Annotated in this window: 10 protein-coding genes and 1 other RNA gene; 9 read left to right on the forward strand and 2 right to left on the reverse strand. The window is 56.1% G+C overall.

Features of this window, described 5'->3' with window-relative positions; all coding sequences use genetic code 11:
* The first annotated feature begins 3 nt into the window (after positions 1–3).
* The 6 genes from dnaX (at position 4) to ssrA (ending at position 4,162) form a co-directional block, all read left to right on the forward strand.
* Entirely contained in the window at positions 4–1,626 is a 1,623-nt protein-coding gene (gene dnaX, locus D5269_RS10560; protein ID WP_166545170.1) for a DNA polymerase III subunit gamma/tau, read from the forward strand.
* Between the two features lie 251 nt (positions 1,627–1,877).
* Positions 1,878–2,225 carry a YbaB/EbfC family nucleoid-associated protein gene (locus D5269_RS10565; protein WP_016315915.1) on the forward strand — a complete coding sequence of 116 codons (348 nt, stop codon included), beginning with the start codon at positions 1,878–1,880 and terminating at the stop codon, positions 2,223–2,225.
* A gap of 3 nt (positions 2,226–2,228) precedes the next feature.
* Complete coding sequence (gene recR / locus D5269_RS10570) at positions 2,229–2,828, forward strand: recombination mediator RecR (RefSeq protein ID WP_016315914.1); 600 nt, start codon at positions 2,229–2,231, stop codon at positions 2,826–2,828.
* A 3-nt stretch (positions 2,829–2,831) separates the two neighbouring features.
* Positions 2,832–3,233 (forward strand): GtrA family protein, encoded by a 402-nt coding sequence (locus D5269_RS10575; RefSeq protein ID WP_016315913.1) that lies wholly within the window; start codon positions 2,832–2,834, stop codon positions 3,231–3,233.
* A gap of 60 nt (positions 3,234–3,293) precedes the next feature.
* On the forward strand, positions 3,294–3,773 hold the full coding sequence (smpB, locus tag D5269_RS10580; RefSeq protein WP_016315912.1) for an SsrA-binding protein SmpB: 480 nt from the start codon (positions 3,294–3,296) through the stop codon (positions 3,771–3,773).
* Between the two features lie 37 nt (positions 3,774–3,810).
* Positions 3,811–4,162, forward strand: a transfer-messenger RNA (tmRNA) gene (gene ssrA / locus D5269_RS10585).
* 143 nt (positions 4,163–4,305) lie between these two features.
* Here ssrA and D5269_RS10590 read toward each other — a convergent pair.
* Positions 4,306–5,163 carry a YitT family protein gene (locus tag D5269_RS10590; RefSeq protein WP_016315842.1) on the reverse strand — a complete coding sequence of 286 codons (858 nt, stop codon included), beginning with the start codon at positions 5,161–5,163 and terminating at the stop codon, positions 4,306–4,308.
* Between the two features lie 330 nt (positions 5,164–5,493).
* On the opposite strand from D5269_RS10590, the gene D5269_RS10595 reads away from it, so the two are divergent.
* From D5269_RS10595 to D5269_RS10605, 3 genes are all read left to right on the forward strand, one after another.
* Positions 5,494–6,924 carry a sodium:glutamate symporter gene (locus tag D5269_RS10595; RefSeq protein ID WP_120485290.1) on the forward strand — a complete coding sequence of 477 codons (1,431 nt, stop codon included), beginning with the start codon at positions 5,494–5,496 and terminating at the stop codon, positions 6,922–6,924.
* Between the two features lie 103 nt (positions 6,925–7,027).
* Entirely contained in the window at positions 7,028–8,263 is a 1,236-nt protein-coding gene (gene pepT / locus D5269_RS10600) for a peptidase T (protein ID WP_120485291.1), read from the forward strand.
* Positions 8,256–9,563 carry a M18 family aminopeptidase gene (locus D5269_RS10605; protein ID WP_120485292.1) on the forward strand — a complete coding sequence of 436 codons (1,308 nt, stop codon included), beginning with the start codon at positions 8,256–8,258 and terminating at the stop codon, positions 9,561–9,563. Before pepT ends, D5269_RS10605 begins: the two co-directional genes overlap by 8 nt.
* Before the next feature lie 364 nt (positions 9,564–9,927).
* Here the strand turns inward: D5269_RS10605 and D5269_RS10610 are convergent, their stop codons facing one another.
* Positions 9,928–11,535, reverse strand: a complete 1,608-nt coding sequence (locus tag D5269_RS10610; protein WP_243126774.1) for a flagellin — start codon at positions 11,533–11,535, stop codon at positions 9,928–9,930.
* Positions 11,536–11,620: the final 85 nt, after the last annotated feature.

Here is an 11,620-nt window from a genome sequence, read left to right on the forward strand (position 1 = left end):
AAGATGTATCAGGCATTATACCGGAAATGGCGCCCGCGGGATTTCGACGGGGTGGTTGGCCAGGACCATATCACCCTGACCCTGAAAAATGAGGTTGCGTCCGGGAAGTTTTCCCACGCCTACCTGTTCACCGGTTCCCGCGGGACCGGGAAGACCTCCTGTTCCAAGATCATCGCCAAGGCGGTCAACTGCCTGCACCCGTCGGGCGGGAACCCCTGCAACGAATGCGAGGTCTGCCGCGGGATCGACGATGGTTCGGTCCTCGATGTGGCGGAGATCGACGCAGCGAGCAACAACGGGGTGGACAACATCCGGCAGCTCCGCGAGGAAGCCTATTTTATGCCGTCAGTGGCAAAATACCGGGTTTACATCCTCGACGAATGCCATATGCTCTCCCCGGGCGCGGTGAACGCCCTGCTGAAAATTCTGGAGGAACCGCCCGAACATGTCATCTTTATTCTGGCTACCACCGAAATCCACAAGGTTCTGCCGACCATCCTCTCCCGCTGCCAACGGTTCGATTTTAAGCGGATCAAATCCCGCGTGATCGCCGACCGGCTGCTCTATATCTGCGGGCAGGAGGGGCTTTCCCTCTCGGATGACGCGGCGCTGCTGATCGCCCGCCTTGCCGATGGCGGAATGCGGGACGCGCTTTCCCTGCTCGACCTCTGCGCCTCTTACAGCGGGGAGATCAGCGCGGAAACCGTGACCGAAGCAGCCGGGCTTGCCGGACAGGATTATCTGTTTGCGATTGCGGATGCAGCAATCGCAGGAAAGCCCGCCGAGGCACTCGCACAGATTCACGCGCTCAGTGAAAACTCGGTGGATTTTTCCCGGCTCTGCGAGCAGCTTGTCAACCACTACCGCAACCTGATGGTCGTCAGCACCGTAAAAGACCCGGAAGACCTGGTGCAGGCCACACCGGAAGACCTTGAGCGGCTCCAGACGCAGGCGAAAAAAGCCCGGCTCGACCGGGTGATGGATGCGATTAACCTTTTGCAGGATGCGATGGGCAGGCTCTCCCGCACCGCGTTCAAGCGGACCGAATTTGAGATGGCGGTAATCCGCCTGTGCAGCTCCAACCCGGTGTCTGCGTTGGAAGAGCGGGTCGCGCGGCTCGAACAGGCATGGAAAGATGGTGCTGTCCGCGCCGCTGTCCCCGAAGAACAGGCGGTTCCGGTGCAGAAGCCTGTCCGTACGCCCCGGACGAAACACGCATCTGCGGCCCCTCAACCGTCGGAACCTCTGCCGGAGACCGCTTCCAAACAGGAGCAGCAGCTCCCCGAGGTGGAGCCGTTCCCGAACTGGGCGGAGGTGCTTGAACAACTCCAGAAGCGAAACGGCGCCCTTTACGGCGCCATGGTCGATTCTCGGGCGTTTACCCGCGGGGAAATGATGCTGGTCGACTGCACCAGTGAGATGTTCCGGAGCCTGCTGCGTACCAGCGTAGCGGCAAAGGAGAGCCTGCGGGACGCGATTTTCGCGGTGACTGGGCAAAAATACAACCTTGGTCCGTATACCCCCGGTAAATACGCGGTTGCAGAGCAGAAACAGGAGAGCGACCCGCTCGCCGGACTGCTGAAAAAAGCGAATGAACTGGGCGTACCGGTTGAGGTCAACGAATAACATACCGGTTTTGCATCTAAGAACCCGTATTCACAACCATTCGACACCGTCTGAGCGGGTCTTTTGCCGGCCTGCCGCGTTGAAAAATCTTGCAATACACAAAGGATTGTCTGCGTTTTTTCGCCTTGCAGGGCAGCAAAATCCCTCGCCCATCCGGCATCCTCTGATTATGAATACAGGTTCTAAGAAGTTGCAGAACGGACGCCAAAAAGAAAGATTTATCAAACACAGATTCAGGAGGAAAACAGATCATGAAAGCCAGACTTCCGAAAGGGATGGGCGGTGGCCCGCAGAATATGAACGCGATGATCCGTCAGGCACAAAAGATGCAGGAGGACATGAAAACCAGACAGGAAGAGATCGAACAGATGAGCTTCAAGACCACTTCCGGCGGCGGGATGGTCGAAGTGGAGATCAGCGGCAAGAAGGAGGTCAAATCCATCCTGCTGAAGCCCGAGGTGGTCGACCCGGAGGACATCGAGATGCTGCAGGATCTGATCGTCGCAGCTGTCAATGAGGCGATCCGCACAGTGGAGGAGTATTCTGCCGCCGAGATGGATAAGATTACCGGCAGCCTGAACATCCCGGGCGTTTTTTGACCGATGGCCTATCATGTTGTGCCGCTCACAAAGCTGATCGAACAGTTTGAGCGGCTCCCTGGCATCGGGCGCAAATCCGCCCAGCGACTGGCATTCCACGTTTTAGCGATGCCCAAGGAAAAGGCGAAGCAGTTTGCCGACGCGATCCTCGAAGCACATGAAAAGATTAAGAAGTGCAAAATCTGTCAAAGCTTAACCGAGAGCGAATTGTGCCCGATCTGCGCGGATGACGCGCGTGACCGCAGCATAATCTGTGTTGTGGAGAATTCCCAGGATGTGATTGCCTTTGAGCGCACGCGGGAATATAACGGCCTTTACCATGTGCTGCATGGGCTGATTTCCCCGATGGACGGGATCGGTCCGGATCAGCTCTATATCAAGGAGCTGGTCTCGCGGCTAGGTTCGGACGAGGTAAAAGAGGTGGTTATGGCGACCAACCCCACCGTTGAAGGGGAAGCGACTGCGATGTATATTGCGCGTCTGCTCAAGCCGATGGGGGTCAAGGTCACACGGCTGGCTTATGGCATTCCGGTCGGCGGAAACTTGGAATATGCCGACGAGGTGACCCTTTATCGCGCGCTCGAGGGAAGGAGTGAAATCTAGGAGATGTCTTTTCTGGACGGGCCGCGTGGTGCGGAGATCTGGCGGATGGTCAAATTTGGGATCACCGGCGTGGCGAACACCCTTGTCGATGCGCTGATCTATACCCTGCTGGCCGGTGCGCTGGGGATCAACGTCTATCTGGCGCAGGTCTGCGGCTATATGGCGGGAATGCTGAACAGCTATCTGGTCAACCGGAGCTGGACCTTTAAAACTTCCAGCCGGTTTTTCAGTTTTCAGATGGTCAAGTTTGTCATTTCCAACCTGCTGACCCTTGCGGTAAGCATTGGTATGCTCAAACTGCTGATCGACTTTATGGGGTTCGGCACTATTTTTGCCAAACTGCCGACGGTCTGCGTCACCATCCTGCTGAATTTTATCCTCAGCAGGTTTTGGGTTTTCAAATAGTGCCGCTGTCTGGTATGAAACCAGGTATTCATGCATAAATCTGGAGAGGGGGAGTCTCACTTGGAAAAATTGCCGACCAAAACCATCAGCATCAACCGCAAAGCCCGCCATGAGTATTTTGTGGAGGAGAGCTTCGAGGCAGGAATCGAGCTGTTTGGCACCGAGGTAAAGTCGCTTCGCGCAGGCTCCTGCAATCTCAAGGATAGCTGGTGCGACATCAAAGACGGTGAACTGTGGATCAAACAGATGCACATTGCGCCATATGAACATGGAAATATCTTCAACCGGGATGCCTACCGGGAGCGCCGCCTCCTGATGCATAAACGGCAGATCATGAAGCTGATGGGACAGACCGCCCAGCAGGGATATACCCTGATCCCGCTTTCAATCTACTTTAAAGGCTCGCGGGTCAAGGTCCAGCTTGGGCTGTGCAAGGGCAAACAGCTCCACGATAAGCGCGCAGACATGGCAAAACGGGATGCCAAACGGGACATCGAACGTGCTCTGCGGGATAGACAACGGGGATCATTTCTGCTATAATGGTATTAGAAACGATGCGGCTTCGCCGTATCCTCATGGGGATGTAAAGGTTTCGACGGGGATCGTGAAGTACAGGCAGCGGGTAGAGGAGCATGCACCTCTTAAAAAGTATGACGTTTTCAAAATTAAACGACAACAATAATTTTGCTTTTGCAGCTTAATTAAGCTGCCGTCTGCCCGGGGAGGACCACGGCCCCGGATCAGGCGTCGATAAGTGGTGAACGGCCCGCCTGAGCGGCCTCGTAGGGCGGGATTGTATCAGGGGATACCAAACCGGAAAGCCTGTCGGGCGGCGTTCCGGTGAGGGAATCTGAAAAGACCGACTGCACCCGGAGAAGCTTGTAGGGATTGGTTTTCGGACGCGGGTTCAATTCCCGCCATCTCCACCAAAACACACAAATCCGAACTCAGAAATGGGTTCGGATTTGTGTGTTTTTTCTTCATCAGATAGACATTAAACGAATACCCATCATTCAAAGGAAGGGTTAAAATGCCCATTGACAGCTTGTTTGCCAACTTGGAATATCCTTTCTCATTCCAGCAGGAATCCACGCCCAACGATTTCACTGCTGTTGGTGATCACCATAAAGGCATCCGGACTGTTGGCATGGATAAAATCGCGCAGCTGGATTGCCTGTCCCCGACGCACCGCAGTCAAAATGACCGTTCTGGTTTCCCCTGTGTAGTTGCCCTGTGCCTGACAGACGGTCGCGCCCCGGTTGAGGCTTTTGTGGATGAACTGGCAGATTGGTGCCGGGTCGGAGGAGACGATGGTGAAATATTTGCAGAGGTTGATGCTGTCGAGCACATTGTCGATCACGAACGCCTTGGCGAGCAGGCCCACCAGCGAAAACAGCCCGATGGTCAGGTCATAGAGCAGGAAGGAAAAGACAACCGTGGTGAAATCCACGATCAGAAGCGCCCGTCCAATGTCCATCCGGATGTATTTGCGCAGGATCATGGCAGCGATGTCGGTACCGCCGCTGCACGCCCCCAGCTGGAACAATTCCGCGGCCATGGCGGCGACTGCCACCGTGACCACCAGTGCCTCCAGTGCAGGTTCGGAAGTCAGCGGACCTGAGATCGGAAGGGTCTGCTCCAGCACCTTATAACAGAGCGCGGTGCAGATAGTCACGTATACCGTACGAACTCCAAACGACCTGCCCAGGCAGAGGAACGCCGCAACCAGCAGGAGCAGGTTGATGGCGATATTCAGTGTGGAAAACGAGATACCGGTGGCAGTGGACAACAGGACCGCCATACCGGTGACGCCGCCAAAGACAAAATGGTTGGGAAGCTGGAACAGATGGATCACCACCGCTGTGCCGACACAGCACAAGGTAATCAGGATATAATCCAACAATACATTGCGGTTGGAAGAAACAGCCATATCAAAAACCTCCTGTTGCGTTTCCACCCTATTATAGAGGTCTTTTGCGGAAAAATCCAATTTCAAAATCATGATATGTATTATAACTTCCGCTGCACAACAGATTCGGGCTGGATTTTCAGCCAAAAGGACCGCGGATAAGCCATTCGAGCGGACTACATCACCAAAAGGTTATAACTATTATTTGCGTATTGGTATTAGACAATAGCCAGCTTTGACGTTAAAATAATTTTAGACAAAATGCACAGCGTTCCTGCGGGGTGGGCCCGTCCGCTGCGAACGCACTGTGCAGGCCGTTCCAAATGAACAAAAAGATGGAGGTAGAGTTCCGTGACAAGCGCATTACTGCAATCCCTGCTGAAAAGCACAGCTGGCCTGAGCGCCCTGCTGCTGGCGGGCATGTTCCTGCGAGCCAAGGTGCCTCTGTTCCGCAAATTCCTGGTTCCCGCCTCGGTCATCGGCGGGTTTCTGGGGCTGCTGCTCGGTCCCGAGATTCTGGGGCAGACTGGTGTAGAGGTTATCTCGGAGGACTGGTCAGCCACCTGGTCCCTGCTGGCCAGCATCCTGGTGGTCCCCATGTTCGCAGGCACCCCCCTCGGCAACTTCCGCGACCGCAATAAAAAACGGGCGAGCGGCCGCCGGGAGGTTGGTAAAATCACCATCATCAGCGGCATCGCCAGCGGGGCGTTCGGATTCCAGGTCATCATCGGCGTCGGCATCCCTCTGCTCCTGCTCCAGTTCCTGCCCAACCTGAATTTCTATAACAACTTCGGCTATGAGATCTGCCAGGGCTTCAACGGCGGGCACAGCATGGCCGGTGCGATCGGAAACATCCTGATGGAAGGCGGCGTATCCCATTGGGAGCTGGCACAGGGCGTTGTAACCACCTTCGCCACGATCGGCCTGTTGGGCGGCATTCTGCTGGGTGTGTGGATCATCAACCGCGCTTCCCGCAAAGGGCAGACCGCGATTCTGAAGGATTCCGCAACCCTGCCGGCCGAGAGCACCTATGGATTTACCCCTGATATTTCCAGCCAGAACAGCTTGGGACGGGAAACCACGACCAGTTCTTCGATCGAGACGATCACCGTCCATCTGGCGGTCATTCTGGTGGACTGCGGCCTCGCCTACTGGCTGCATGGCCTTGCAGTCAAATACCATGTGATCGGTTTGCAGGACATCCCGGTCTGGCCCTATGCACTGATCCTGATGTACGGCGTCAACTATATCATCGATATCCTGGGGCTTCAGTGGATGATCGACGCCAAGGTAAAAAGCCACATCAGCGGCGTTCTGGCGGACCTCTCAATCACTGCTGCGATCGCGAGTATGCCCATCCGCGCTGTCATGCTCTATATGCTGCCGATCGTACTCATCAGCGCTGTCGGGTTTGTGGTGGTCTACTTCACCACCGTCAAAATGTTCCAGCTTCTGCTGCCGGACAGCTATCCTTTCGAGCGCGGCATCCTCAGCTTCGGTATCAATACCGGCGTTATGATGACCGGCGTTACCCTGCTGAAGATCTGCGACCCCAAATTTGAAACCCCTGTCATGAGCGATTACTCGCTGTCCTACGCCATCCGGCAGGCCATTGAGCTGATTACAACCCCTATCATGTACGGGCTGCTGGTGCGGGGCACCTCGTTCCAGATGCTGATTTTCGGCATCCTGTATGCGGTAGGCTGTTACATCGTGGTTGCGATTGGGCGGCTTCTGTACCGAACACCAAAATCTGCACAGCCAAGCGCTGCCAATTCATAACCGGAACGCATCTTTTGTGGCCCGGGGGTACACCTTTCGGGGGTGTGCCTCCGGGCCGCCGGTTTCAACGAGAAAAGAATCATCATGAAATGAGGGACTGACGATGAGTGCTGTATTGGACCGTTTTCTGGACTATATTCAACTGGACACCACCTCAAGGGAGGAGAGCGAAACCTATCCCTCCAGCCCCAACCAACTGGAATTTGGCCGGCGGCTGGTTCAGGAGCTGCAAGGGCTGGGGCTGAAACAAGTCCGGCAGGACGAACACGGCTATGTGACCGCCATCATCCCCGCGACCCGGGAAGGCGGCCCGGTGTTGGGGCTGCTGACCCATATGGACACCAGCAGCGCGGTTTCCGGGGAACAGATCCAGGCCAGACTGGTAGAATATATGGGCGGGAACATCCTGCTCAACGAGGACAAACAGATTGTGATGCGCAGTGAGGATTTCCCCTTCCTCGCCGACTGTATCGGGAAAACGCTGGCCGTGACCGACGGGACCACCCTGCTTGGCGCAGATGACAAAGCGGGTGTAGCGGAGGTCGTGACACTGGCCGAACGCCTGATGGCGCCCGACGCCCCGCCGCATGGAGAAGTCCGCATCGCGTTTACCCCTGACGAGGAGATCAGCGGCGGCACCCGCTATTTTGACATCCCGGGTTTTGGGGCGGATTTCGCCTACACGGTGGACGGCGGGCCGATCGGGGAGCTGGAATACGAGACTTTCAATGCTGCCACCGCCACCATTGAGATTTCCGGACGCAGCATCCACCCCGGAGGCGCCAAAGGGAAGATGGTCAACGCCGCCGCGGTGGCCTGCGAACTGCAATCCATGCTGCCGCCAGAGGAACAGCCGGTTTTCACCGAGGGGCACCAGGGGTTCTATCATCTGCTGTCGGTCCATGGTGAGGTGGAGCACTGCACCATGAAGATTGCGCTGCGGGAGCATGACGGGGAAAAATTCCAGGCCCAGAAGGACCGCCTGAACGGAATCGCACAGACACTCAACGGCCGCTGGGGGGAAGGGACTGTCTCCGTGACTATCCGGGACCAGTATTATAACATGCGCCCGGTGATCGAAAAACACATGGAGGTGGTGGATCAGGCGGTGTCTGCATTCCGCGCCTGCGGGATCGAGCCGCATATCCAGCCGGTGCGGGGCGGCACAGACGGCGCACGCCTGAGCCTTGCCGGGCTCCCCTGCCCCAACCTTTCCACCGGGGGGTATAACTTCCACAGCCGGTTCGAATGTATCCCTGTGGAGTCGATGGAATGCATGGTGGATGTGCTGACCAAACTCGTGTGCAGTTTTGGGGAGGAGGGTGTTTCCCATGTTTGAGACCATCTCACTCGAAATGGCTGATTTCATCCAACGCTCGCCCAGCTGTTACCACGCAGTTTCCAATCTGGCAGGGCAGTTTGAATCAGCGGGGTTCACCCGTCTGCATGAGAGCCGCCCATGGGAATTGCGGCCCGGAAACGGGTACTTTTTCACCCGCAGCGGTTCTGCCCTGATCGCCTTTCGGATTCCAGAGGGTGATCCGGCAGGCTTCATGATTGCAGCCGCACACAGCGACGCACCTGCATTCAAGGTCAAACCGGTTCCCGAACTGGCGGGAGAACATTACGTCCAGCTGAATGTGGAGCAATACGGCGGGGCGATCTGCTCGGCATGGCTTGACCGCCCGCTTTCGACGGCAGGAAGGGTCACCCTGCTGGAGGGAGACCGGGTGGTTTCCCGTCTGGTCAATCTGGACCGCGACCTGCTCCTGATCCCAAATCTGGCAATCCACATGAACCGGAAGATCAATGAAGGGGTGGCGCTGAATCCGCAGGTGGATATGCTCCCGCTGTTCGGTCAGGAGAACGCGCGCGACCTGTTTTGGCCGCTGGTCGCGCAGGCTACCGGGGCATCCCCCGAACAGATTCTGTCGGCGGACCTGTTCCTTTATCTCCGGGAGGCCAGCCGCATCTGGGGTGCGGAGCGTGAGTTCCTTTCCAGCCCTCGCCTGGATGACCTTCAATGCGCATGGGCGTGCGCCAAGGGGCTGCTGGACTGCAAAGAGTCCCGGTCGATCCCAGTATGTGCGGTGTTTGACAATGAGGAAGTGGGCAGTGCGACCAAACAGGGTGCAGATTCGAGCCTGTTGCAGGATACGCTGCTGCGGATCAGTACAGGAATCGGGCGTACGGCAGAAGCGCACCAGATCGCACTGGCATCCAGCATGATGGCTTCGGCGGACAACGGCCACGCCATCCACCCGAACCACCCGGAAAAGGCGGACAAAACCAATCATCCCCATCTCAACGGTGGAGTGGTCATCAAACACAGCGCCAACCAGAAATATACCACCGACAGCATCTCCTCCGGCCTGTTCCAGACGATCTGCCAGAAGGCGGAGGTTCCGGTTCAAGTGTTCACCAACCGGTCGGATGTAGCGGGAGGGTCCACATTGGGGAATCTCTCGAACAAACATGTTTCGCTGAACACGGTGGACATCGGCCTGGCACAGCTCGCTATGCATTCCCCGTATGAGACTGGCGGTGTGAAGGATACCTGGTATCTCCTGCGCGCATTGACCGCCTTTTATCAGACTGTCATTTCCTGCGACGGTTCAGACGCATATACGCTCGGATAAAGAGATCCGCCGTCCCCTCCCCTCTAAAACTTAAAGTTTTACTCGATTTTTTTCAAAAAATTGCGGGGTCGAGGGGCAGAGCCCCCGACGCGCTCCGCACTGCGAGCCGCAGCGAAGCGTTTCGAGCGCAACCCGCCGAAGGCGGGCTCTTAGCGCGAGATGAGCGCGGAACGCCTTATCCTGTGAAGCGCATTTTTCGGGTGAATTGCCGCCCAAAGGGCGGCAAGAGGGTGCTTTTTGCAAGTGAAAAAGCATCCTTTGGCGACAGAAACGACAGAAAGAGGAAACGCCAACAGCCGGACGGTTTTTACCGTCCGGCTGTTTTTGCAGCGAAAGAGGCTGCGGAAAACGCGTATAACAATCCTTACTGGAGGAGCTGGAGCACGCTCTGAGGCTGCTGGTTGGCCTGCGCGAGCATTGCCTGTGCGGACTGGGTCAGCACGTTGACTTTGGTGTACTCCATCATCATCTTGGCCATATCGGTATCACGGATACGGCTGTTTGCCGACTGGAGGTTCTCCGACGCGGTGTCGAGGTTGTTGATGGTGTATTCCAGGCGGTTCTGTGTTGCACCGAGGGATGCGCGCTGTTCGGAAACCTTATCGATTGCATCGCGGATCGTGTCGATTGCAGACGCCGCACCCTCGCGAGTAGCAATATCCACACCGTCAACACCGATACCCTTTGCACTCATGCTGTCAATCGTGACAGCAATCTGATTATAGGAATCCGCAGTATCACCAATCTGAAGGATTAAGCCGTTGCCGCCCGCAACTCCGGAGCTGGTGGATGAAGTGAAGTTGAGCTGTGTAGCGGTAGTGCCATCAACCTCAGGCTTATAGCCGGTTTTCTGCTCGATCAGATCAGCCATCTTTGTAACATCTGCGGCGGCAACAGTTCCCGCAGTCGCAACCACGATTGCATGCACGTCTTTGCCGAGCGCAACTGCATCATCTTGGCTGTCAGCAAACGCAAATTTTTTGCCGCCAATGGTAAAGACATCGCCAATAGCGTAATCTGAACCTGCAAAGTCCATCGACTCGTAGGCGTCCTTTCCTTCAGTGGTTTTGGCCAATGTCAGCATTTTGGCTGCCGACGCAGTACCGCCCTTAACATCATTTTCAATGACGCTGTCGATCTTCACAGTACCTCCCGCAACCTTCGATTCAAGCGTGAGAGCACCACTGGTATTTGTTGCTTTAAAGGTATCTCCCAGCTGCTTTTTGATCTGATCTGCCAGCGCATCACCTCGTTCGGTAGCGGTTGCAGCCCCCGCACTCGTCAAGGCGTACTCGGTACCATCATCCGCGACAAGCAGTTTTGCATTGCCAGCATCATCATTTTTTACAGTCAGATTGATCGTAAGACTTTGCGCTTTTCCATTCGCATCGGTATAATTGATAGTGGTGGAAAGCACATCTCCTGCCGCACCGCCTGTAAGAGCCGTTGCAGCAGCTATATCATCTTTTGCCTTAACGGCCTGCACAGTGGTGGTCTCGAGATCTGTGATCGAAGGAACCCCAGCAGAACCACCAGCGCCACCGCCCAGAGAGCCATCGAGCAGCTTGATGCCGTTGAAGTTGGTCGACTCGGAAATACGGTCGATCTCTTCCTGGAGCTTGTCGACCTCTTTCTGGAGCGACTCGCGGTTCAGCTCTGCATTGATGCCATTGGCAGAACGGGTTGCCAGCTCGGTCATGCGGTTGAGCATGTTGTGGACCTCGGTCAGCGCGCCTTCTGCGGTCTGCACGACCGAAATACCGTCCTGCGCGTTGAGCGAAGCGGTGTCCAGACCTTTGATCTGGGATTTCATCTTTTCAGAGATCGCCAGACCGGAAGCGTCGTCGCCCGCGCGGTTGATGCGGTAACCAGAGGACAGCTTTTCCAGCGCCTTGGAGACCTGCGAGTTGTTCATGCCCAGCTGACGCTGAGAGTTGACCGCCATAATGTTGCTTCTTACTACCATTCCCATGGTGAAACCTCCTTAAATTCTGCGGGTGATGTCCCTTCCACCCGTTTTTATATTTTTCAAGCCTGCCCGCTCCGCGGCGGCGGAC

The organism is Anaerotruncus sp. 1XD42-93, assembly GCF_009917605.1.
In the GTDB taxonomy this organism is placed as follows: Bacteria; Bacillota; Clostridia; order Oscillospirales; family Ruminococcaceae; genus Anaerotruncus.